A 23,587-nucleotide genomic window follows, 5' to 3' on the forward strand; every position below is an offset into this window, starting at 1 on the left:
CCGGGGCCACAGGCGAACCGATTGTTTGAGGGCAACGACGATCATCCGATCGACCATGTACGACACGAGAGGGCACCCCTTGATCGAGCGCGCCGCGGCGGCAGGGGGCCGGGCGATCGGGTGCCTCATGGGACTGGCCATCGGCGACGCGGTCGGGGCGACGGTCGAGTTTCGACCGCACGGCTCCTTCGCCCCGATGACCGGCAGGATCGGGGGAGGGGCATGCCGCCCCGCACCGGGACAGTGGAGCGACGATACGGCGATGGCGTGGCGCCTGGCCGAGAGCCTGCTGCACAACGCCGATCTCGACCCCCGTGACCTCATGACCCGGTTCGAGCGCTGGGTGGGCGAGGAGCACAACTCGTCCACGGGGCGCTGCTTCGGCATCGGCCGCATCACCCTGGCGGCCATCGGCCGGTGGCGTGCCACCCGCCAGCCCTTCACCGGCGGTCCGAGCGCGAAAACGGCGAGCAACGGCTCGGTGATGCGCCCTGCTCCGGTGGCGCTCCGCTGATGGCGCGACCCGGAGAAGGCGGAGGAGGTGGCGCGGCGGCAGAGCCTCACCACCCACGCCGCGCCTGAGGCCGTGGACGGCTGTGCGCTGCTGGCCCGGATCGTCACCAGGGCCATCGCCACGGGCGACGGCGCGACGTCACTGGCCCCGTCCGTGGAATCCACCTGGACGCCGGCGCTGCAGGCCGTCGCCGCCGGTCACTGGCGGGGCAAGACCGACGACGCGTTCGCGTCGACGGGCTATGTCGTGCACACGCTCGAGGCGGCGCTCTGGGCGGTCGGCCGGGCGGTGGACTTCCGCGACGCCATTCGCCGCGCCGTCAACCTCGGGCACGACGCCGACACCGTTGGTGCCGTCGCGGGCCCGATCGCGGGCGCGCTGTTCAGACGCCGCGGCACCCCGGCGGCGTGGCTCGGGACGCTGCACGCCTCACCGCGGATCGAGGGCATGGCCGGCGCCCTTCTTGCGCAGGCGCTGCCCGGGTCACCACCCGCCGGCTGACCGGACGCCGGCATCCGGGGCGGCGGGTGCCGAGGGGCGCGGGCCACCGTGGATCATTCCGCTCCGTCCGCGGGCTCCGGCGCGGGCACAGCGGTCACGCCGCTCTCGGTGCGATCGAGCGCGTCCGCGATGTCCGTCACGAGTCGCCGCATGGTCTGCCGCAGCACCGCCGGGGCGAGGATCTCCACCGTGCCACCCCAGGTCATCAGGTGCCAAGCCATCTCCAGCAGGCCCCCGGCGTGCAGGCGGACGAGCAGGGAGCCGTCGGACTGCGGCTCCAGCTCCTGGCTGGGGTGAAAGCGGTAGCGACCGGCCTCCGCGGCCGCGCTCGGCAGGAAGCGCAGCACCACGTCCACCGGCGGCTCCTGGAAGATGCCGAACGACTGCGCCACGTAGTCGGCGAGTTCGAAGGCCGGGTCGCGTTCGAAAACATCATCGGTGAGTTCGAGCCGCTCAAGGTTGGCCAGGCGCAGCAACCGCATTCCGCGAGACCGGTGCGCGTGGCCGACCAGGTAATGCTGGCCCCCGTACAGCAGGCCATAGGGGTGGAAAGGCATGTTGGAGAGCTTGCCGGTCTGGTGGGCGCGGTAGCGCACGTCCACGACCCGGCAGCCGACAATGGCCTCGCGCAGGGTGGCCAGCACCCCGGGGGCGATCGCCGGCCGGGGGCCGGGGCGCAGCGCCATCCCCTCCGCCATGACCAGCGCCTCGTAATCGGGCTCGACACGCCGGCGCTGGCTCGGCGGCATAAGACCGCACAGCTTGTCCATCAGACCGTCGACGATGTCCGCGCGCTCCGGCAGCCCGGCCGCGCGCAAATGCCCGGCCGCTTCGCGCAGCTCGGCCAGTTCGACCGCAGAGACGGAAATCAGCCGGTTGAGGGTGCCGGGTGGCAGCCGCCAGCGCTTGACCGGTTCGCCGGTGGGGACCTCCTCGAGCTGCGGGAACACGCGCGCGATGCTGTCGCGCATGCGCTCGGCGGTGCGCCGGCCGACCTCGAACTCCTCCTGGACGTCCGCCAGCGAAACGCCCTGCGTCAGCCCCTGCATCTTCAGCGCCAGGCGCAGCAGGTCGTCCATTCTCTGATAACGCATGCCCCTCTCACCGCCCGTGGCCCGTCAGCCACCAAGGTACCACTTTCGCTCGAGCTGGGCGAGGGCAGCGGCAAACCCGGGCTTGCGTGATGCCGCGAACCGCGCGCCGCCGCCGGATCCGCTTCGGTGTCCGGCCACACCCCGTGATCCGGCTGTTTCCCGGCGCGCGCGCGCCCGTCCATGCGCCGGCCGGCCACCGCCCGCCGCCGGGGACGGATCCGACCGTGGTGCGGTCCGCCGGGACCCTGCCCACCGTGGCGGCTTGTCCCGGACCGGCGGTCACCAGAAGTGAGCCGGAATCACAGGGGCGATGCGGGGCAGTGCAGAATGGGCGAATGCCCACCCGCCGTTCGCGCGCACGTCCATTTCTGACGCGGTGCGGGCGTCAACTCTGCGCATTCACTGATGGATGAGGGCCCATGGAGCTCGAACGCGCGTCTCCTTCTTTCGCAGCCCCGGTGACCGATGCCATCCTGGACGACCTGGGCCACGAGCGGGCGCTTTGCCTGTGGTACGCCGCCAATGTCGCGCGCAGCAAGGTGCCGCCGGGCGACCTGATGCCCGTTGTGGCCGGCTGGCTGCGCAGCCACCGCACGCTCCACGACATCGACCTTCCAGACGATCCGAACACCCCGGAGGCATTGCCCGTCCGGCGGCGCCTGCGCTCCGCCGTCTTGAGCGGAGCGGTCGATCCGGCCCTGCGCCGGGTCATCCTGCGTCGCCTGCCGCCAGGCGGCGCGGCCCCGGTGCATCCCCGTGACGCGATCCCGCGCAACATCGATCTGCTCGGCGACGAGTTCGACCTCGATCCGATCGAGCGCGGTCTGCTGTGCCTGCTCGTGCGGTGCCACCGGATCGATGGCCTTGGCCATCTGCTCGAGGCGGTGAATGGTGCGGTCAACAGCGTCTCGCGGGCGGTCGCCGTGCTTCTCGGTGTCGACAGCCTTGACGTGCACCGGCGCATTCTGCCGCAGGGCCGGCTCGTGAAAGGCGGGCTTCTGGCGGTCAACCAGGGAGGCCTCAGCGTCACCGGCGAACTGGGATACCTGAACGTCTGCCCCGGTTTGGCCCGCATCGTTGCCCGGCCATACCGGTCGGCGGAGGATCTGCGCGAGGACCTCCTTGGCCACCCGGCTCCCAGCGAGCTGGCGTGGGAGGACTTCGTGCACGTTGCCGATGTCCGGGATCTCGCCGCGCGCGTGCTTGCCGGGGCGCTCGCGACGCACGGCCCGGGGGTCAACATTCTGGTGTATGGGCCGCCGGGAACCGGGAAAACGGAGTTCTGCCGGGTCCTTGGCGCGCGGCTCGGCGCCGCCCTGTTCGCGGTCGGCGAGACGGACGACGACGGCGACGAGCCGACACGGTCGGAGCGCATCGCCGATCTGCGCTTTGCGCAACGGCTCCTGCAGAACGCCCGCCGCGCTCTCGTTCTCTTTGACGAAATGGAGGACCTGCTGTCGGCTCCGGTCGGCTTTCCGCACCGGGGCGGTGGCTCCAAGGTGTTCGTCCATCGTCTGCTCGAGACGAACGCCACGCCGACCCTGTGGACGGCCAACAACATCCACGCCTTCGATCCCGCCATCCTGCGCCGCTTCACCCTGGCGATCGAAATGGCGGCCCCGGGCGTGGCCGTCCGCCGGCGGGTGTGGGAGCGGCGGCTCACGCGTGAGGGCATGACCGTGACGGACGCCGCGGTTGCCCGGCTGGCCCGCGAGATCGATGCGCCGCCGGGCATCGCCGCCAACGCCATCCGCGCCGTGCAGCTCGCCGCGGGCGGGGAAGAGGATCTGCTGCTGGCGGCACGGGGGCTGGCGCGCGTGACCGCGTCCAAGGCCTCGCCAGCCGACGCCAGCCACGCCGAGGCGTTCGCTCCCGAGCTGGTCCGCGCCGATGCGGACCTGGCCCGGCTGACCGAGCGGTTGGCGAGCGCGGGCGGCGTCGACGGGCTCTCGCTGTGTCTGTACGGTCCGCCCGGCACCGGCAAGTCGGCGTTCGTGCGGCACCTCGCCGGCCGGCTCGGCCTGCCGGTCGTGCAGAAGCGCGCCTCCGATCTGCTCTCCAAGTGGGTCGGCGGAACCGAGGAACGGATCGCCGCCGCGTTCGCCGAAGCGCGCGAGGATGGAGCCTTTCTGGTGTTCGACGAGGCGGATTCCCTGCTGGCCGACCGGCGGGACGCGGCGCGCAGCTGGGAGATCAGCCAGGTCAACGAGATGCTGACGTGGATGGAGAGCCACCCGCTGCCGTTTGCGTGCACGACGAACCTGATGGACCGCCTCGACACGGCGGCCCTGCGGCGGTTCACGCTCAAAGTGCGGTTCGCCTTTCTCGCTCCGGACCAGCTCCGGAGAGCCTTCCAGCTGTACTTCGGCCTGGAAGCCCCTCCGGCCATTCAGGACTTCGAGGCTTTGGCCCCCGGCGACTTTGCCGTGGTGCGCCGGAAGTCGCGCCTGCTCGGCTGCGCGGACAATCCGAACGGGCTTGTCGACCTTCTGCGCCAGGAGCAGGAGGCAAAGGGCGTCGCGTCGCGGCGGATCGGCTTCATGGCGGGCCGCTGACCCGTCGTAGCGGTGCGCGGTGTGGACCGAGCAACCGTGTCCACCATCCCGTCGCACCAGTTTTCCGGGTTGGCGTCATTGAATCCGGTCGCCTGGCCGGGGCATTGGATCTCTGGTCAGCCCAGGCTTTCGATCAACAACGTGCCAGCACCCGGTGAGCGGCACAGCCGCTCACCGAACGGCCTGTCAAGCCGCGTCCCCTTGTGGCGCTCGAGCCATCTGGATAGGGCATCAAGCAGACACGCGGAACACATGAAGGCCGAGCCGGTATTGCAAGCCGTTCCGTTCATCTTTGTGCGCAACCTGGCTGCCAAGGTGGCGCGCTTTGACGCTCGCGTTCGGCTGAAAGATATCTCGGTACCAAACTTCAAAGTCAGCGGCGGATCCTTTATGACGAAATGCATAATGCTGATTCTCGTCGCCGAGAACGGCTTTCGCCCCCGCCGCCAGGCGCTCGAGTGTGTCGCTGCAGCCGATGTATGGCAGGTAGGAGTTGCCGTAACGTATCTTTTCTTTTTCGAATATGACTCGATCTCCCTGGATATGGGTCGACCATATGAGACAATACTTGCACGGCACATCACAGCATTTTGTGGTAAGCTTCCTTATGTCGCGCAGAGTCCTCTGGATCGGGCGATCGTTTTGAATGGTGCGACGTTCCAGACATGCAATTTCGCCTTGGGACCAGCACTTCGCCTCAATCGCCGCCACTGGACCGTCAGCCCCGAAGATCGAGATGTCCACGCGGTTCATAAGTCCCGGTTCCGTGTATTCCTTTCGAACGTCAAGACTCTGAAATAGTCCTTGTTCGCCCTCGACCTGATCGGCGCTCCCTTCCTGCGTGGACAAACGGTTGAGGCACGCCAACAAGCGGTCCTGCAGCAGCAGGTTATACAAAGGCTCATCGCTCCCGTCTCTGAGGCGCAATGCCAGGTTTGGAACGGGCAAAGGCGTGTCGACCAGGCTCTCAAGCATGGTGCACATCAACTTATCAGTCATTTTACCAATCGTTATGTCCACCATTCCAATCCCACCTTACTGAAACGGGCTGCAGGCACGGAGCGCTGCGTTGCCTCCGCAGCGGGGAAATGCTTGGAGCGCACGTTGCCAATGCGCGCCATCTGTGGTCAGCAGGCACCGGCGCCGACGGATGTCCGGTGCGGCAGCTCCCCCGGCGGCCTCGCCATAACCCGCAACGCCCGGTGCAGCTTGACCAGGGCCAGGGTGTCGCGCTCGCAGTAGGCGAGAAGCGCCCGGCGCACCCGCCCGTTCTCCTCCTCGCTCAATCCGCCGGTGACCAGGCGTTCAAAGGCGACGGCGGCCGTCGTGCCGTCGGCCACCGTGTCAAGGTCGGCGTAGGTCAGGTCGGGACACAGCGCCGGAGCGACCGTCTTGATGGAGAAGCGGAACCGGAAACCCGGATGGTAAACCGCGTCGCGCACGACCGGCAGCAGGTCGTGCAGACGGCCGGCGATCTCGTCGAGGGCGCGCGCAAGGTCCGGAAACGCCGCGGCCAGCTCCGCAAGGCGGCTGCGCTCGTACGACGAATACACGATGATCGGATGTGGCGAGTCGCGAAGCGCCTTGATCAGGGTCTGCGCGAACGCCCGCCGCGGATCGTCGTGGCCATCCGCGAGGAAGTCCTCATGCCCGATCCGGCCATCGCCATCCACGCGATGCAGCGACCACTGAAACGGCAGGGCCTGGTACGGGCGGGTGTCCGGATACAGGGGAATGGCCGGCAGCATCGCCTCGAAATCCAGATACACGGCCGGCGGTCCGAAGGGGACAAGACGGGCCGCGAGGCCCGGCTCGACAATCGGCTCTCCCCGCCGGATGGCGTCGCGGATGCGCGTCTGTGCGGCCGTCAATCCGGCGTGATCGGGAATGTCGCGGATGGCATGGATTCCGTCGGCGGCCAGCGCCTCATGGCGGCTGTGGGAGAGATGCGGCAACCAGCCGATCCAATCCTCAGGCAGTGCGGTCGAGCAATGCTCCCAGTGCTCGCAGGTGCCGTGGCGCAGACAGCGCTTGGACGGCTCCACGGCCGGCTCCGCGTCCCGGCCCACGACGCGCAGCTGGTGCGACAGCGTGGCGGGCACCAGCGAGCGCCGGGACTCGACGGCCGGCGCGACTTCGACGCGGGCGAAGACATCGGGCCACGCAATACCATGCGAGCCGCGGGCGTAGCGGCTGTTCACGTGCAGCAGTTCCATGGAGTCGACGCGGACCGCACAGCCGTCGAGAACGTGGGCCTGCAGCGCAACGTCGTCGATGTACTCGTCCCGGACCGCGCCGCCGCTCTTCACCTCGCGCAGCCCCCAGCACCCACCCGGGCGACGCTCCAGGACATCGACGCGGATGCGAACGGCGTCATGCTCGAAGGCCGCCTCGAAAATGGCGCCGACTCGCGGGTCCTGCATCAGGGCGCGGGTACGGGCCACGGCGGCGGCATGCTCCCAGGGCGGCTCGTCGATCAGAACGCCGTCGGCGAACAGGCGATGGGCGTGCCGCCCGATTCTCTGGCCGACCTCCTGCGGGGAGCCCGGCACAGGCTCCTGGTGCGGCTGCGGCCGATGGACGGTCCGCCACAGGCGGCGCACGCAGTGCAGCCCCAGCATGTAACGGGACTTGGTCAGGTACTCAGGCATCGGCGGTCCCTCGCACTGGCTGCGGCTCCCTCAGCGTCGTCGGGCGTGATCGGCTCGTGGGCACGCCGCCGGGTGGCCGGAGCCGGTCGGTGGCGTCCGCGGACCGCCCCGGGACCGGACGGTTCACGCTGGAGGGCATGGTCCTGCGAAGCAGGTTTAAATTGTGTCAACGGCATGCGTTCAGACGCGCGGCGGCAGCGCGCGCAAACGGAGAAACAGCGCGGGTGTTTTGCGCGGGGAAACCATCCGCGCGCTGCCGAACCGCCCTGGTCGCAACTTTTTAACCAGGCTGCGGCATCGTCGCGCTTCCATTCACCAGAGGCTGGACCGCTGCGCGGCCGGTGCCGACCAACATGGCCACTGTTTACCCCAAGGACGTCTTTGAACCCTGCGCGTTCGGGATGGCGGCGCTGCCGTTCAGCCATCACCATGAACTCACGACGCTGCGGCGGCTGCGCGACGCGCTTCCCGATCACTACACCATCTTCCATTCGGCGCATGTAGCCTGGTGGAACGGCAAGGGCGCGTCGTTCGCCGAGGCCGACTTCGTCATCGTCAACCGGGACGGCGACGCGCTGATGATCGAACAGAAGAACGGCCGGCTCGAGGAGACCGGCAACGCTCTGTTCAAAACCTATGAGGACGGTCCGAGCGACGTCGTCTGCCAGATGACGCGCTGCGCCGACGGCCTGCGCGACGGCTTCCGCAAGGCAACCGGGGGCAGGCTGGCGTTGTCGATGCTCCTCTACTGCCCCGACCACACGCTGGGCAGCATCAACGCGGCCGCGCTCCCGCGCGAGCTGGTCGTGGACCGGCCGCGGGCGCCGCAGCTGGTGACCATCATCGAAAAGTGCCTGGGGCGGGGAACGGGGGGAAGCAAGCACGGTCCGCAGCATCAGCGGGTCATCGAGTTCCTGCGCAATCAGTTCCAGCTGACGGTGTCGAAGGAACGCCAGATGGAGTTGCACCGCATCAGTGCGGAGCGGCTCACCGGCGGGCTGGTCGACGCGTTGCGCCGCTTCGAAATGCAGCCGTTGCGTCTGCGCGTGGAAGGAACCGCGGGATGCGGCAAAACCGACATTGCCCGCCATTACGTCGAGCGCTGGTCGGGTGCGGAACGGCAGACGCTTCTGGTGTGCTTCAACAACGCGCTGGCGGCGGCGCTCCAGGAGCGGATCGGGGGCAAGGCCAAGGTGGCAACCATCCTCGGGTTTTGCCGGGAATTCATGGAAAGCCGGGGCGAGACCATCGACTTTGCCCAGGCCGGGCAGGCGGGTTTCTGGTCGAACTTCCTGGAGCGCATGGAAGCCCTGATCATCACCGAGCCGCCAAGCGGCGCGTGGCTGTTCGATGGCCTGATCGTCGACGAAGGCCAGGACTTCGAGCCCGGACAGTTTCAGATCCTGCGCTTCTTCCTGCGCGAGGATGCCGACATCGTGTGGCTCGAAGACTGGCGACAGAACCTGTATGGCAAGCCGGCCTTTCGCAAGGACGGCTTCGTCACCTTCCACGCCGACGGAAATTTCCGCACGCCGCTGCGCATCGCGTCCTTCGTGCAGCGCGCGCTCGGCGTTCCGTTCAACTGCCTGAACCCGGTTCCCGGCGAGGGCGTGTACGTCTTTGACTACGGCACCGAGGCCCAGCAGCTGGCGCTTCTGGCCGAACGCATCGACACCTGTCTGAGGCGCGGCTTCGCGGCCGACCAGATCGTCGTGTTGAGCGCGCGCGGGCTCGATCACGCGGTCTTCCGCACGTCGGAGCGTCTGGCAGCGGTCGCCCTCCGCCGCTTTCAGGGCTACGATGCCGCCGGCCGACCGCAGTTCACCAGCGGTCATCTGCTCTGCGACTCGATCTGGCGTTACAAGGGACTCGAGGCGCCGGTCGTCATCCTGACCGACGTCGACCCGATGCATGACCGGTCGGACGATGGTCCGACACCGGCGGCACGCGCCCTTCCCGTCCTGTATTGCGGCATGACCCGGGCGACGTGGCGCCTGGAACTCCTCATGGCGCGCAAGAACCCGCTGTTCGCCCGGTTCGGGAAGATTGCCGCGGCCTGCCGGTCCTGACGACGGGGCTCCATGGCCACCCGCTCCGGCGGGCGGGCGTGACCCGCCGCGGGCCACAACGCGCGCGGCGCGCGCGCCGGATGGATCGGGCAGGAGCGGGGACGCTCCGCACCGCCCGCCCGTCGTCACGTGCCCGGGCCGCCGCTGGCGGAGGCCGCGGTCCGGGACGTGACAGGCCCGGTGGCGAGCAGGGCCTCAGCGATCTCCAACGCGCGGTCGGGCCAGAAATGCGGCGGCCGGACCCGGCGGGCACCGGCGCGGGCGGATGGCCGGCAGGTGAGGATGGCCGTCGCCCACCGCTCGGGCACGCCGGCGCGGCCCTCGACAGCCCCCAGCAGCGCGCCGGCGATGGCGGCGTTGGTGTCCGTGTCGCCGCCGCAGGACACGGTGGCGATCACACCGTCCTGCAGGGACGCACCGGCCAGCAGCCGGTGAAAGGCGTTCTGCAGCGCGATGAGCGCCCATCCCTGGTGCGTCTCGAAATCGGCGGGCGGCGCGGCGGCGGCGCGAAGAGCGCCGGTGACGCTGGGGGCGCGATCGTTCCGCACGGCCCGCAGCGCCGCCTCGTAGACGTCCCGGCGGTCGGCACCGGTCACCGCGACCGCGATGCCGGCGGTCAGGGCGGCGCAGGCCTCGGCGCAGACCGGGTGCGGGTGCGTCAGCGCGCTGTCGGCCCGTGCCGCTTCGGCGGCCTGGTCCGGCCGTCCGGCGTGCAGCAGCCCGATCGGGGCCACGCGCATCAGCGACCCGTTGGCCTGGCTGACGGCGCTGGCCGCCCGGTGCGCCGCCTCCCGCCGCGCCGGGGAGGCAACGCGCGCCGCGGCTTCCAGCGCGGTCGCCGTCGTGCCGCCGATGTCGAACGGCGCCGAATGGAACCAGTCGACGTAGGCGTCGAGGACCCGATCGGCGTCGTACCGGCCGGCGGCGATGATCGCGCGCGCCAGGGCGAGAGCCAGTTCCCCGTCGTCGGTCGGCTGGCCGGCGATCGTGTTCCACGTCCCGCCGTCCACCAGGTCGCGGACGCCGTCGGGATGGCGGGCGCGGATCGCGGCGGCGCTTTCGAACTCGACGCGCGAACCGAGGGCGTCGCCGGCCAGCAACCCGAGCAGGCATCCCTGGGCACGGGCCAGACACGCCGGGTCGGCCGCGCGCGGCCAATCGACCGAATCCCCCCGTGGGCTCGTCTTCGCCATCGAAGCCGCACCCGGCAGGACCGAGGACCATGGGCGCCGCCGCAGGTCGTCGACCGCCTCCGGCGCGCCGCCGAAACACCACCGCGTCGCGCCGCGGTCGTGATCGTCGTAACGGATGGCGTGTCCGCGCTCGTCGACGAGGGTTCCGCCGGACGCACGCAGCAATGCGTGCCCGGCGGCAAAGTCCCATTCGCAGGGAGCCGCCAGCGAAACGCCGGCAATGGCATCGCCGGCGGCCACCCGGGCGAGCCGGTAGGCAATGCTCGGCAGCGGGAGGAACCGACCGGGTTGCACGCACGTCTGGTTGGCCTCGGTTCGCCGCCACGCCGCCTGCGAGACGATGACGATGCTCCCCGGCGCGAGCCGGCCACCGGACAGGTCGGTTTCGATCGGCAGGCCGTTGCGCCGCAGCGGCCCGCAGCCCTCCGCCCAGGCGATGAGATCACCGCCGTCGTCGGGAAAGGCGAAGGCGTAGACGACGCCGAGCACGGGGACGTGGTTGCGCAGGAGCGCGATCGACACCGCCGTGCCGCGACGGTAGCCCTTGAGGAAGGCCGAGGTTCCGTCGTGCGGATCGACCAGCCAGCGGTGCGGGGCGCCCGGTTGCTCGACCGCCCCGGTCTCCTCGCCGCGATAGCTGCAGGGCAGAACGGCGAGCAGACGCCGCCGGATCATCCATTCGGCCTCCTCGTCGGCGGGCATGTGCCCCTCAGCGCCACGGGGACCGCCCGGCCGGTGCAGCTCGGCGCGCAGGTGGGCGCCGGCGTCGAGCGCGGCCTGCACGGCGGCCTCGAGCACGGGGCGAAGGTCGAACGGGACAGCGGAGGGCATCGGGGGTTCGGTCATGCAGGGGCTCCTCGGTGGTGGCACACCGCGTCATCGTCCACGCACGCCGCGTCAGATCCGGTCGCAGCCGACCGCCCGGAGCCGCGCCCATGGTGGGCGCGGCCGAGGGTGCGAGCGCCCCCCGGACAGCCGGCGCATCCGGCCAACGTCCGCGTGGTCCATGGAGGTGCCGTCGGTCAGCGGGATGGAACCAGACGCGCCGGGCGGCCGCGTTCAACGAACACGACGGCGTTCTGGCCGAAGGAACGGCCCAGGATTGCGGCGTCGCGGAGTGGCGTTCCGAGGATCAGCAGGCTTGGCTCGCTTGCCCGCTCGGCTTGGGGCGACCGCCCTTCTCCGGGCAGGCGGCGCCGGCCCCGCCGGCCGATTATGCCCCGCAAGCGCTGGTGGGGCCGCCGGTTCGCCACCCGGCTGCACGGTCGGCTGCGCGGCGCCCAGGCGGTGACGAAGGCCGCGCGGTGCACTCCCCTGATCATCAGCAGCCGATCAACGCGAGAACACGATGTCCCGATCGTGATGGCAGTCTCCTGCCGTCCATCGAAGACGGCGAAGACGGTCCCGGCGTGGGCGTCCCACAAGGATGAAGGGATGGGATGGTTCATGAGCGGTCTTGGAGGGAATCGGGCCTGTGCCGGCGAGGGGGGCGTGGGAACGATAGCGGTCGTCCCGGACGACGGCCAGGGTGCCGCCCGAGGAGGCTGCCGCTCGCCCTTCCTGGCCGCCGTTCCCCGGTGAGCGGCCGACAAGCCGGCACGGATGGCGTTTGCGTACCGTGGCGCCGCAGCGCCGTGCCGTTCCGGCGTTTCCTTTCGGCGCGCGGGGCATCAGTTGGGCCGGCCATTCGGCATCCGGACAAGGCCGGGCATCACTCGATCGATGCAACGGGCGAGGTCAAGCGCCTCGAGGCCGCCCTCGTCGAAGCCGGCGGCGCGGCTTTCGGCTCGGCGCGTCGCCTCCTCGGCGAGAATGCGCTGTTCGAGGTGGGCCACGGCGTTGGGGCCGGCTGCCCTGGCCGCCCGGTCCTCGTCCCTTTGCCGGTCGAGGTCCGTGGCGGAGTCGCGGATGTCCGCGACCGCCTGCGCGCGCGCCTCCGGAGGTCCGAAGAGGCCGATCGGGCGGAGCAAGGCGATCAGCATGCCGTCGAACAGCGTCGGTCCCGGCACCGTCATCCGACGCATCCGGGGCTCGGGTGGGGTTGCCGCGCGGCGCGCCGTTGTCCGCTCAGGACGCAGAGAACGCCGTCACGGTCGGTGTCAGACGACATGAGAAATTCACCCAGCCGCGCACGGTCTTGCGATTGACGCCGAGCGTGCGCGCGGTCCGCTCCATCGGCCAGCCTTGACCATGCAGGGCCATCGCCACGGTAGAGCGGCCTCGCCGAACGGCATCACGGTCCGTGGCGGACAGTTCGGCCTCCGGCTGTGGATCGCTGTCCAAGCCCAGGCTACGGTGCAGCGCTCTCTATCGAATTGGATCGGATCATAAATCATGCTCCATAGGTGGTCTTCCATCAGCGCCTATGGAGGTCATCCTGAGAGTTCGAAATCGTCGAAAAATCGGCAGCTTGATCGATCTCAGCTCGTGGCCCAGGCTTGGACGCCGGTCCACAGCGGTGCCCTTAAGATGCTGCTCCAGGCGGTGGAAGGGCCGCAGATGCAGCGGACCGCTCACCCGGCGCAGTCATCCCTCTTCAGCTCAAAGTAGCAGCCCATCAGCACCTGCCGGGACGTCCCTGCTGCGAACAGCTTCTTGAACGGCGTCGTTACGCCGCGACGCTTTCAAGAATTGCGCGGCCCGGAGAGCGGACGTCGGGTGCTGTGACTGGGGACTCATGTCTGTGCGAATTCACAGGCCGGGTCCGGGCCGTGCGGTTCCGGACCGCTGTCCGCACAACGCCGGGCAACGATCAAACGATACCGGCCATCACACAGCTGGGAGGCGGCGACACGGCCCGTGCAATAGGACCCGGCATCAAGGTTCAGGCGCCCACACCGCAGGCGGTGTCCACCTCCCGGTGCCCGCTGTTCCGTGTCCAGCACCTCCGGCTCGGGCGTGTGTCCGTGAACGACCAGCAAGTCCTCGGCAAAGGTTTCGGCACGGTGGCTGAGAAACGGCTCTCGAATCCAGGCCCAGTGGTGGTCAACCAGCGCGTCCCACGGTTGCTGAAGGGTCTGGAAAGTGTCCGTCCGCGGGTCGATTCCGGCGTGGACGAACAGCGTCTTGCCAACCCGACGATGTCCGGTCATGGCCGACAGCATGGCCGTCACCGGAGCGGGCACCACGGCCGCCAGCCGGTCTCGGACGTCGTCCTGCAAAGCCGCCTCGAACATCCAGCCGCTCCTGGAGGGGTGCTTGCGAGCGAGCGCCCGTTCGACCTCGTCCATGTCGATGCCAAAGCTGTTCAGCGCCGCCCCGCCGCCGTTGGCGCACCACGTGAACAGACACGGATGCCCCTCCATGAACAGGCGCATCATCTGTTCGTGGTTTCCCATCAGGCGATGCATGGCGCCGACACCGTGGTCACGTGCGGAGCGGGCCGCGAGTTCCAAACACCGCCGGCTGTCCGGTCCTCGGTCGATCAGATCGCCGAGATACGTCAGCCGCGTGGACGGGCGACCGCCCGCAAGGCGAGCCACCGTCTCGAGCACGGCCTCAAGCAGGTCGGCGTGCCCGTGGACGTCGCCGACGGCGAACTCTTCGGTGGCGCCGACGACCAGCCGATGCGAAAAGACCCAAGGCGAAAGGGTGACGCTGATCATCGCTTGCGGTCTTTCTCTGGGTTCAACAGGGGCGGTCTGCGCCGCAGGCGTTGCCGTGCCGGCCCTGCAGACATCGCCTCACAAGACGGTGTTGCGGCGACAGCCGGCGATGCGCATCGGTGCGGCGGCGCGAGCCGTGGCCCGCGCCGGACTGAGGCCACCGGGCACGTCGCAGGCCGTCATCGCCGGCGACCGTGTCGACCGCAACGGGGGCTCACGCCACCACGGCCAGTTCTTTGAAATCCCGGAAAAGCGTCTGGTCGCGACGCTGTCGTCGGTAGCCGCGCGGGTTGCTCACCAGACGGACGCCGTCGAGGGTGGCGTCGATCTCAATATGCGCATGGCCGAAGACGACGGCGGTGGGTTTGGTCGCCTTGGGGGGCACGCGCTCGAGCAGATTGTTGCATTTCTCCCGCAGGTCTAGGCCGACGAGGGGGCCGATGCGCGGTGTTGGGACGAAATGGGAGACGATCACGATGCGATCGACGGCCGCGGCAGCCTCAAGGCTGCGCAGACCCTCTTCGGTCCGGGTGAACTGGCCGTCGTCGGCCGGAGTGAGGCATCCTCCGACGTAGCCGACGCGCGTCACGGGATCAATGTGCAGGCCCTGGGCCTGCAGGTCGAGGACGTGGAGGTTGGGCGCGCGGGCGTGGGTCGGGAGTCCCTTCTCGTGATTGCCCCACGTCGCCACCACGCTGCGGAAACGCCGGGCGGCCGCGTTGAGGGCGTCGATGGCGTCATCGACCTGCTCGGCGGTGTCCCCGGCGACGACCAGGGTGTCGTCGGAACCACCGGCATAGGCGGAAACGTCGAAGCGCCCCAGCCAGCCGAACGGGCCGCCGCTCATCGCGTTGTCCAGGTGAAGATCGGAGACGTGAAAAATGCGCATGCTCGCCTCGTTTGCTCGGAACTCTGTTCAGCTGGGTGCACCGGCCGAGCCGGGTAGCGCGCCGGACGCTTCGACAAGCGCCCGCCCGAGCGCCAGAATGCGCTCACGGTCGTGCAGGCGCGCGGCCCAGCGTGGCGGAATGCCGGTCGGACCGTACCGCGCGCCGGCGATCTGGCCGGTCACCGTCACGACCGTGTCGGCGTCGTGGCCAAGGTTGACCCCGGCGAGGAGCGCCTCCTCGAAGGTCCGGGTGTGCGCGCAGCACCAGAAGGCCGCTTCCAGAGTGTGCTCGACGTAGCCGGTGGACGCGACGGCGTCCCGCGCCAGGCGCCTGCGGCGATCGCCGGGATGCTCGGGCACCAGGCCGGGGTGGGCCGGCGCGGCGAGCGCGTCAGCCCGTGATCCGGTGATGGCGGCGCCCAGAACCCGCGCCAGCAGCGCCCACGCGTCAACCGCTTCCGCCGCGCCGAGGGTGGTGACGCGCTGCGCGCGGGCGACCCGCTCGGCGGTCGGCGGGTCATGCCACCGCGCGACCACCGGTGCGAGGCGCATGATCGAGCCGTTGCCGGCTTTCCGCGGATCGCTGGCGCCGGTCAGCGGATCCCCGGTGCGCCGGAAACGCGCGATTGCGCTCAACGTGGTGCGGCCAACGTCGAAGCACCGTCCGGTCGAGGCATTGTAGCCCTCCTCGGCCCAGCGAAAAATGCGGTCCATCAGGTCGCGAGGATCGCGCGTGGGAGCGTACAGCAGGCTCCCGGCCAGGCAAAGCGCCATCGACGTGTCGTCCGTCCACTGTCCGGCGGTAAGGCGGAACGGCCCACCGCCCACCATGTCGGTGACGGGCGGGAACAAGCCGCGCGGCTGGAACTCCACCGTCTTGCCGACGGTGAGGCCGACGACGCTGCCGAGGGCACGGTCGAGAACATCGGGGGGCAGGGTCACGAGCATTGTCTCCGCAGACGAATGGGGGTGGGCGAGGGCGGGGACCGGCGACGGCCCCAGCGGTGCGCCGGCAGGGATACGGATTGGGCCCAGGCGGCCGGAGGCTGTCCGGCCGGCGTGAGCACCCAAAGCACGGGAAATCCGGGCGGGGCCGGCGGCACGCAGCCCAGCCCGTCGGTCAGGGCGACCAGCCCGTTCGGCAGGTCGGGGGCGGTCAGGGCATTCAGGGCCGGCCGGAAGGCGGTTCCGCCACCACCGCGCAGGAGCAGCCGGTCTGCCGCCTCGGCATCGTTCGCCGCGAGCACGACGTCGGTGTGCACGGCGGCGTCGAAGGAGCCGATGCGGCAGGACATCGGGGAGGAGGGCTGCACTCCCGACGACGCGCTGATGCGCGCCGAATGATTGCTCGTTTCCTTCTGGCTGCGTGCTTTTGAACGCTCGTGCGCCTCCGGCCAGCCACGCGGCACACCGCTCGGACCGGAGCGGCTGCGCCGGATCGGCGTGGCGTCTCACAGCGTTTCGCTGGACGGCGCGGCGCACGGCCGGGCCGGCAGAGGGACGCAGTCCGCCCAGCCCGCGGGCCGCTGCCCGTCGGCGGTCAGAGCCCAGAGCACGGGGTACGCCGGTGCGGCCGCCGGTGCGCGGCCGAACCCGTCCGTGAGGACGATCACGCCGTCGGGCGTCGGACCGGTTTCCTGCAGACGCGCGAACACCGGACGGAAATCCGTGCCGCCACCGCCGTGCAGAGGCAGCCGGGCGACCGCGGCGAGATCGCCGGCGGCGAGCTCCGTGTCGAGCTGGAGCGCGGCATCGCAGGCGAGAACGCGCACCGTCTCGACGGCACCGCTGGTCAGAATACCGGCCAGCTCTCCGAGGAACTGCGGCAGGCACGCCAGCGTGCTCCCCGAGACGTCGATGGCAACCACCAGGCGGTGGGTCGATGCGGTCCGACCGGGCAGGTGCAGGCCGCGCGCGAGGAAGCGCCGGTCGGGCCGATCCCAGCGCCGGTCGGTGCGCCGCGACCGGGCGACGAACCGGGCGATCAGATCGCGCCAGTTGAGCGCCGGGCGCGACAGGCGCTCGACCAGCAGAGCGGCTCCTCCGGGCAGGCGCCCGCCGCTTCGCTCCACCTGCCGCGCCGCCGTGATCACCCGCAGCGGCCATCCCGCGAAGCCGGCCGTCGCGAACGTGAGGTCCGGGTCCCGCGGTCCGGCCCCATCCCCGTCCGGGCGGCCGTGCCAGTCGGCCAGCGGGCCACGCCCATCACCGGTCGCAAGGTCGGACACCGCAGGAAGCCGTTCGTACACCTCCTCGGCGCACAGTTCCTCCCACGCGGGGAAGTACACCGCGCCCGCCGGCATGCTCCCGCGCTCGGCGCGGATCATCGCGTTGACCTCGTGGTCGATGGCGATGTTCCAACGCTTCGCCTCGCGGCCGCCCTGGCGTGCGAAGTGTCCGAGCGCGCAGTGCCAGACCTCGTGGGCAAGAACGAATAGCCGGTCCGCCGCCGACAGGCCGAGCAGGAACGGGGCGCTGGCGAACACCGAGCGCCCGTCCGTCGCCGCGGTCGCGAGGCGGCCGTCGACCACCGGCACCAGGGTCAGCTGCATCGCCAGATGGGCGAGGAAGGGCTGCGCGAGCAGCAGCGTGGCCCGGTCCTCCTCCCACAGCGCGCGGGCGCGGCGCTTGAGCGCCGCCGCGTCGTCGTCGCCGCTCATTCCGCCGCTCCGGCGAGCACCGGGTCGATCGCCGCCAGCGCCGCGTCGGCGATCGCCGTGGCTCCGCCGCACAGCCCGGCGGCCAACGCCGTGCCGTGGCGCCGTGACCACGCGGCGAACAGCGGATGGCCGGTGACGGTGAGCAGGTCGGCCGCCGGGCGGTCGCGCAGTGCGTCGACCATGGCGAGCGCGGCGAAGTCGCTCGACAGCGCCAGGCCGATGCGCAGGAAGGACTCGACCAGCCGTGGCCAATCCGGCCGGCGGCGCAGGTGGTGGGCGAGGGCGGCACACAGGGCGTAGCGCTGGTCGGCACGGTCCGGCACCGTCACCGGCACCCGGCCGTCCAGCATCGCCCCGGCGTCGGGCAGCACCGCCGCCAGCGCTCGGAAGGCCTGGAACTCCAAGGCCACGCCCTGGCCGACGAGGCCGGCCGTCACCAGGCCGAGCAGGCGCGCCCGGGCGTCCGCTGGCAGCGGGCTGGCCTCGATCAGCGCCAGTTCGGCGGACACGCGCGCCCAGGAGCGCGGACTCGGCCAGCCGCGTTCGGTGTTGCCCGTCATGTCGAACAGGCACTGCGGCCGGTAGCGCAGAAAGCCGACGACGTCGGGGTGCACGCCGGCGTCGAGCGCCCAGGCGATCCAGCTCTCCGGATTGGCCTCGACCTCGACGTGACAGAGGCGGTTGGCCAGCGCGCTCGACAGGACGGTGGCGACGGCCCCGTCGCCGAGGCGATTTCCCGCCGCCACGATGTACCAGCCCGGCGGCACCGTGTAGAGATCGCCGAGGCGGCGGTCGAGAATCAGCTCGTAGGCGGCGACCTGCAGCGTGCGGTCGGCCGCCGTCAGCTCGTCGAACAGGATGATGCCGCGGCTGTCCGGATCGCGCGGCCACTCCGACGACAGCAGCCACGCCACAGAGTCGCCGCGCGGCACGGGCAGGCCGCGCAGGTCGACCGGCTCGCGCTGGGACAGGCGGACGTCGACGAAGCCGATGCCGCGCTGCTGGCACAGCGCGCGGATCACCGCGCTCTTGCCGACCCCCGGCGGTCCCCAGAGCATCAGCGGCGGGATGGCGGAGGCGAGGTCCGGGCTGTCCCGGAGGGCATCCAGGTGCAGGTCCAGCATCGTGCGGACCTCGGCGATGGAGCACACGACCGACGGTCTCGAATCAAGCATGCAGCACCTCGTCGAAGCGGAAGATCGCGGCGCGGGTCGGCGCCATGGCCAGAGCCAGGGCCAGCGTCTGTTCGTCGGCCGCCGCGTTGGCGTCGCCGGCCGCGAGGCGGAGCAGACACGCCCGGGCATCGGCGGCCCCCAGCAGGTGGAGAGCGCCGAGCAGGTTGGCGCGGTCGGGGCCCTGCGTGTTGCGGACGAGCCAGCGGCCGAAGGCGGCAACCAGTGCGCGGGCGTGCGGGTGGTCGCGCAGCGCACTGAGCGCCTGCACCGTCCGGCGCAGCCGGTCGGTGTCGTTGGCGTCCAGGCTCGGCCGGTCGGTCCGGCGCCGTTCCTGCAGTCGGCCGAAGCGCTCCGAGCCGAAGGCGCGCATCAGCAGAGTCGTGATCGCCGCCGCCCGCGGTCCCGGCTCACGCAGCGCCGCCGCGAGCGTGACGAAGTGGACCGGGTGCCAGGGCTGCAGAGCCGGGGCGTCGGACGGCTCGGGCGAGGCCGACGCCTGGTAACGGAGCCAGAGCCGCAGGTCGGCGTCCCAGCCGCGCTGCTCGAGGTCATGCGGCAGGTCCCACCACCAGTCGTCCGGACGCGCCCCGCGGCCGACGCTGCGGTGCCGCAAGCCGCAGCGCACCGCCCACAGGGCCTCGACGTCGGAGCCGGCCACGGCCAGAGCGTCGAGGGCGATCAGCGCTCCGAGCACGCCGCGCCGCGTCCGGACGCGGCCGCACCAGTGCAGCAGGGCGCCCACGGCCTGGGTGTCTCCGGCGCGGGCGGCTTCGAGGAGGTGCCGGACCGCGCTCTCGGCCGCCTCGCCATGAACGCGCCCCGGTGCCGACACCCGCTCCACCAGCGGTGCCTCGATCCCGGCCGGGGCGCTGTCGCGCACCACCAGGGACGACCAGGGGCCGAGCACCTCCAGCCGCTCCCGACGGGCGCTCGCCAGGACGGTCGCCGCATCCCCAAAGCCGCGAATGTGCTGCAGCCGCTGGCAGCGCTCGGCCCGCAGCAGGCGCACCGGAGCATCGCTGGTGATGCGCGTCAGGCGCGGCAGGTTGTGGACTTCCACGCACAGAGCGGCCGCCGCCGCCCCAAACGTCAGTGTCTCCAGCGACGCACAGTCGACAAGCACGACCTCCCGCGCCGCCGACGCGGGAACGTGCAGATGCCGGAGCGCGGAATCGGCCCCAACGAAGATCACCAGTTCGACACGCTCGGCCGCGGTGGGATCGAGCGCGCCGATGCAACAGCCCGCCAGGGGCGGGCGGCGGCTTCGGCCGCGCGGCGCGGCCGCGCTCCCCTGATCCCAGCAGCAGTCGATGTCGGCCACCCAGCCGGTGACGCGCAGCTCCGGCGCACGCGCCCCAAAGTCAACGTGAAGCTCGGTCCCCGGTCCGTCCGCCGGCAGGCTGACGCGCGTCAGCCGCGGGCAGCGCGCGATCGCGATCCAGGACACCTGGGGCGACGCGGTCAGGTCGAGATGGACCAGGTCGGCGCAGTCCTCAATGGTGAGGATGCGCAGCGTGGCCGAACCAACGACCAGCGTGCTCGCGCCGTTGCCGGCGACCCGCAGCCCGCCCTGACCGTCAAGCGCCGGCTCCAAGACCGTGTGCTGTGTGATGGCCTGTCCCAAGTTACCTCCGCCTCTGTTCCCGGTCACTGTGCGCGAGGAACACGTCACATCCGGTCGCACGCGTCGTGCGGAGCCTCCGAGGGCACGGTTTTGGGGCAGGACACGCAGGCCCGGAGTTCGGGAGGCGCTCCCGCGGATCGGACGCGCCCCTGCATCCGTGTTGCGGCGCAGTAATCACGTCAAAGAGCAGTCAGCCGCGAACCGGCTGGTGGCGACCGCAGGCGGCCCCCGGTCAGCCTTCACGGTGCGCAGTGTTGGAGGCCGCCAGACCGTGCCCTGTCGCTCTGGTTCCCCAGGATTACTGATCGCAGGTGGAAGTGCATGTAGCTGTGCAACTCCGTTGACAAAGGCGAATGTGCGCACCCATCCTCGACCCCCAGTCGCGCAGAGGAGGGCGGGAATGCGTTGCACGGTCATCGTCGGAAGTGAGCTTGCCTGCCGGATGCAGCGACACCAGCTGGCGATGGCGTGCGCGCACGGTACCCAAATTTTGAGCGTCTGTCAGATGGCGGCCCGCCTTGCGGGCGGCTTTGTCGAGCCGGTGCGGCGCGAGGCTCTGCTCGAAGGGCTGTGGACGGCGCTAGCGGTGCCCGGTTACGGGGAGTTGGACGATGTGCGCGAACTGCCCGGCACCGTGAGGGCCGCGGCGGCGACCCTGACAAAGGCCTGGACCGCCGGATTCAGGGTGGCCGCCCTCAAGGACCACGGCGGTCGCTTGGAAGCGATGGCGCGGCTTGAGGAGGCGGTCCTCGCGGCGTTGCCCCGTCGCATGCTGCCCCATCCCACTCTCTGCGAGAGGGCGATGGCGAACGTCGGCGACGCGTCGCGGCTCCTCGGGCCCGTCACGTTCGACCATGTGGACGAGGTCGACACCGTCTGGCGCGACCTGGTGCTGGAACTCGCGCGGCATGTGCGGGTCACATGGCGGGCGGTGCGGCCGCCGGCCTGGCTCGACGGCAGTGAGGTCGTGGTGGAACGGCCGAGGGAAGCCGCGCCGTCGGTCGCCCATGTGGCGTGCGCGGGCCCGCGGCATGAAGTGGTGGAAGCGTTGCGATGGGCGCGCGGCCTCATTGCCGAAGGGCGCGCAAGGCCTGATCAGATCGCGATCGTCAGCGTCGACCCCGGCGAGTGGGACGACGACATGGCGGCCGCGGTCGCGGAGAGTTCGCTGCCGGTGCACTTCGCGCACGGCCGGGCGGCGACGTCGCTGCCCGAAGGCCAAGCGTGCGCCGCTCTCGCCCGAATCCTTCTGCACGGGCTGTCGCAGGACCGGGTGCGCCGACTCGTTCCGCTGCTGCGCTCCGTCGGCAAAGCCCTGGGCGATCTCCCTCCGCTGTGGCAGAACGCCCTGCCGCCCGACGCCGCGCTGACCACGGTCGAGCGGTGGAAGCGCCTGCTCAACAGGGTGGAGGACACGCACGGCTCCGAGCCGCGGACGATCGAGGCGGTTCTCCTGCCCGTTCTCGAGCTTGCCGAACGTGGGCCGCAGGCCGCGAAGGATGCGGGTGAGGCGCTGCTGTCCGGACGCGCTCTGGCAATTTGGCGGGCGGCTCTGCGCGAAGCCGCTCCCGAGGCACTGGAGGTCGTTTTGCGCGACGTGAGGGGCGAGGACCCCGTCGGGCCGGAAGGAGCCATCGTCTGGGCCTCGGCGTGCGAGGTGGCGCAGGCCCCGCGGCCGTTCGTCCGCATGTTGGGCCTGACCAGCCGCGCCTGGCCGCGCCGCTCGTCGGATGATCCGCTGCTGCCGCAACGCCTGCTGAAGCCGATCGGACTGGACCTGGATCCGGATCCCGTGCCGATGCGCGACCGGCGCCATTTCGCGGTGTTGATGACGGCGACGGGGTCCCATGTCGTGCTGTCGCGCTCCCGGCGCGATGCCGAAGGCCGGCGGCTGGGCAAGAGCCCTCTCGTTCCGGCGGGCCTCACCTCCCTTGTTCTGCCGCGGTCGCGCGTGCCCGAGCACGCCTACAGCGAGAGCGACCGCATGCTGGCCAGGGCGGACGAGTTCGCGGGCACCGCGCTGGCGCGCTCGGCGGCATCGGCGTGGGAGGATTGGAGTTCGGCGCGGATCACTCCGCACGACGGCCTGGTCCGCCGCGACCATCCTCTGATCGTGGCGGCGCTGGAGAAGCCGCAGTCGGCGACGTCGCTCAGGCTGCTGCTGCGCGATCCGCTGGGTTGGCTGTGGCGCTACCCGCTCGGCTGGAAGGACACGCAGGAGGCGGAGGAGCCTCTGGCGCTGGATGCCCTGGCGTTTGGCAATCTCGTGCACGAAACGCTGCAGGGGGCGGTTGCGGAACTGGAAGCGGTTGGAGGATTCGCGCAGGCCGATCGGTCCACCCTCGAGGCCGCCGTCGAACGGGCGTGCACCGCGGTCGCCCTCCGGTGGGAAACGGAACAGCCGGTGCCGCCGGCGGTGATGTGGGACAAGGCGAGGCGGGAGGCGATGTCGTGCGCCGTCGCCGCGCTGTCGGTCGCCGAGCCCCCTCTCGCCGGTCAGAGGTCGTGGACCGAGTTGCCGTTCGGCAATCCCGAAGCGCAACCGGACGGCGGTCTGCCATGGGATCCGCGCACGGCGGTGCCGGTGCCGGGGACCGGGCTGCGCATCAACGGTGTCATCGACCGTCTCGACGTCTCGGATGATCGAACGCAGGCGCGGGTGACGGATTACAAGACCGGCAAGGTTCCGAGCCAGCCGCACGCTTTTGTTCTCGGCGGCGGCAAGGAACTGCAGCGCTGCCTCTACACCTTTGCGGTCGAGACCCTGCTGGGGAACGGCGTCGCGGTGGAGACCCGCCTGCTCTACCCGCGCGAAGGACAGGTGTTGCCCTTGCCCGATCCCCAGACCACCCTCGGCACGCTGACGGCCGCCCTGCAGGCGGCGGCGGCGTCGATGAGGGCGGGCCGGGCGCTGCCGGGGCCCGATGCCGCCGATCCTCACAACCGAATGGCCATCGCGCTGCCGGCCAACGCAAGACGCACCTACTGGCGCCGGAAGGAGGGCGCCGTGCGCCACGAACTGAGCGCCTTTGCCGAAATCTGGGAGGAGAAGTAAGC

General features: G+C 70.7%; 17 protein-coding genes and 1 pseudogene. 4 read left to right on the forward strand and 14 right to left on the reverse strand.

Going from position 1 to position 23,587, the window contains the following annotated elements; genetic code table 11:
- Nucleotides 1-127: 127 nt before the first annotated feature.
- A pseudogene (locus tag H1Q64_RS14265) lies at nucleotides 128-1,015 on the forward strand (ADP-ribosylglycohydrolase family protein).
- Nucleotides 1,016-1,068: 53 nt separating this feature from the next.
- Here the strand turns inward: H1Q64_RS14265 and H1Q64_RS14270 are convergent.
- Nucleotides 1,069-2,109 (reverse strand): helix-turn-helix transcriptional regulator, encoded by a 1,041-nt coding sequence (locus H1Q64_RS14270; protein ID WP_237905864.1) that lies wholly within the window; start codon nucleotides 2,107-2,109, stop codon nucleotides 1,069-1,071.
- Nucleotides 2,110-2,528: 419 nt separating this feature from the next.
- On the opposite strand from H1Q64_RS14270, the gene H1Q64_RS14275 reads away from it, so the two are divergent.
- Nucleotides 2,529-4,664, forward strand: coding sequence for an AAA family ATPase (locus H1Q64_RS14275; RefSeq protein ID WP_237905865.1), 2,136 nt, complete (start codon nucleotides 2,529-2,531; stop codon nucleotides 4,662-4,664).
- A 231-nt stretch (nucleotides 4,665-4,895) separates the two neighbouring features.
- On the opposite strand, the gene H1Q64_RS14280 is transcribed toward H1Q64_RS14275, so the two are convergent.
- Both H1Q64_RS14280 and H1Q64_RS14285 read right to left on the reverse strand, forming a co-directional pair.
- A complete protein-coding gene (locus tag H1Q64_RS14280; RefSeq protein ID WP_237905866.1) occupies nucleotides 4,896-5,687 on the reverse strand; it encodes a hypothetical protein in 792 nt (263 codons plus the stop codon).
- A gap of 104 nt (nucleotides 5,688-5,791) precedes the next feature.
- On the reverse strand, nucleotides 5,792-7,315 hold the full coding sequence (locus H1Q64_RS14285; protein ID WP_237905867.1) for a DUF2779 domain-containing protein: 1,524 nt from the start codon (nucleotides 7,313-7,315) through the stop codon (nucleotides 5,792-5,794).
- A 353-nt stretch (nucleotides 7,316-7,668) separates the two neighbouring features.
- Between H1Q64_RS14285 and H1Q64_RS14290 the strand changes: the two genes are divergently transcribed.
- Nucleotides 7,669-9,384, forward strand: a complete 1,716-nt coding sequence (locus tag H1Q64_RS14290; RefSeq protein ID WP_237905868.1) for an AAA family ATPase — start codon at nucleotides 7,669-7,671, stop codon at nucleotides 9,382-9,384.
- Nucleotides 9,385-9,509: 125 nt separating this feature from the next.
- Here H1Q64_RS14290 and H1Q64_RS14295 read toward each other — a convergent pair whose 3' ends face one another.
- The 11 genes from H1Q64_RS14295 to H1Q64_RS14340 form a co-directional block, all read right to left on the reverse strand.
- Nucleotides 9,510-11,423, reverse strand: coding sequence for an inositol monophosphatase family protein (locus H1Q64_RS14295; RefSeq protein WP_237905869.1), 1,914 nt, complete (start codon nucleotides 11,421-11,423; stop codon nucleotides 9,510-9,512).
- Nucleotides 11,424-11,599: 176 nt separating this feature from the next.
- Nucleotides 11,600-12,025 (reverse strand): DUF3293 domain-containing protein, encoded by a 426-nt coding sequence (locus H1Q64_RS34120; RefSeq protein ID WP_419468842.1) that lies wholly within the window; start codon nucleotides 12,023-12,025, stop codon nucleotides 11,600-11,602.
- Nucleotides 12,026-12,247: 222 nt separating this feature from the next.
- Nucleotides 12,248-12,592 (reverse strand): hypothetical protein, encoded by a 345-nt coding sequence (locus H1Q64_RS14300; protein ID WP_237905870.1) that lies wholly within the window; start codon nucleotides 12,590-12,592, stop codon nucleotides 12,248-12,250.
- A gap of 52 nt (nucleotides 12,593-12,644) precedes the next feature.
- Nucleotides 12,645-12,779, reverse strand: a complete 135-nt coding sequence (locus H1Q64_RS33985; RefSeq protein WP_237906503.1) for a helix-turn-helix domain-containing protein — start codon at nucleotides 12,777-12,779, stop codon at nucleotides 12,645-12,647.
- A 473-nt stretch (nucleotides 12,780-13,252) separates the two neighbouring features.
- Nucleotides 13,253-14,182: a metallophosphoesterase gene (locus H1Q64_RS14310; protein ID WP_237905871.1), complete on the reverse strand. Its 930-nt coding sequence runs from the start codon at nucleotides 14,180-14,182 to the stop codon at nucleotides 13,253-13,255.
- Between the two features lie 214 nt (nucleotides 14,183-14,396).
- A complete protein-coding gene (locus tag H1Q64_RS14315) occupies nucleotides 14,397-15,071 on the reverse strand; it encodes a metallophosphoesterase family protein (RefSeq protein WP_237905872.1) in 675 nt (224 codons plus the stop codon).
- A gap of 27 nt (nucleotides 15,072-15,098) precedes the next feature.
- Nucleotides 15,099-16,019 carry an ADP-ribosylglycohydrolase family protein gene (locus tag H1Q64_RS14320; RefSeq protein WP_237905873.1) on the reverse strand — a complete coding sequence of 307 codons (921 nt, stop codon included), beginning with the start codon at nucleotides 16,017-16,019 and terminating at the stop codon, nucleotides 15,099-15,101.
- Nucleotides 16,010-16,384: a VWA-like domain-containing protein gene (locus tag H1Q64_RS14325; RefSeq protein ID WP_237905874.1), complete on the reverse strand. Its 375-nt coding sequence runs from the start codon at nucleotides 16,382-16,384 to the stop codon at nucleotides 16,010-16,012. The genes H1Q64_RS14320 and H1Q64_RS14325 overlap by 10 nt, the downstream gene beginning before the upstream one ends.
- Nucleotides 16,385-16,522: 138 nt before the next feature.
- On the reverse strand, nucleotides 16,523-17,731 hold the full coding sequence (locus H1Q64_RS14330) for a DUF2201 family putative metallopeptidase (protein ID WP_237905875.1): 1,209 nt from the start codon (nucleotides 17,729-17,731) through the stop codon (nucleotides 16,523-16,525).
- Nucleotides 17,728-18,906: an ATP-binding protein gene (locus H1Q64_RS14335; protein WP_237905876.1), complete on the reverse strand. Its 1,179-nt coding sequence runs from the start codon at nucleotides 18,904-18,906 to the stop codon at nucleotides 17,728-17,730. Before H1Q64_RS14335 ends, H1Q64_RS14330 begins: the two co-directional genes overlap by 4 nt.
- Nucleotides 18,899-20,530: a hypothetical protein gene (locus H1Q64_RS14340; protein WP_237905877.1), complete on the reverse strand. Its 1,632-nt coding sequence runs from the start codon at nucleotides 20,528-20,530 to the stop codon at nucleotides 18,899-18,901. Before H1Q64_RS14340 ends, H1Q64_RS14335 begins: the two co-directional genes overlap by 8 nt.
- A gap of 400 nt (nucleotides 20,531-20,930) precedes the next feature.
- On the opposite strand from H1Q64_RS14340, the gene H1Q64_RS14345 reads away from it, so the two are divergent.
- A complete protein-coding gene (locus H1Q64_RS14345; protein ID WP_237905878.1) occupies nucleotides 20,931-23,585 on the forward strand; it encodes a PD-(D/E)XK nuclease family protein in 2,655 nt (884 codons plus the stop codon).
- Nucleotides 23,586-23,587 lie beyond the last annotated feature (2 nt).

Origin of the sequence: Azospirillum brasilense, assembly GCF_022023855.1 — a bacterium.
Lineage (GTDB): Bacteria > Pseudomonadota > Alphaproteobacteria > Azospirillales > Azospirillaceae > Azospirillum > Azospirillum brasilense_F.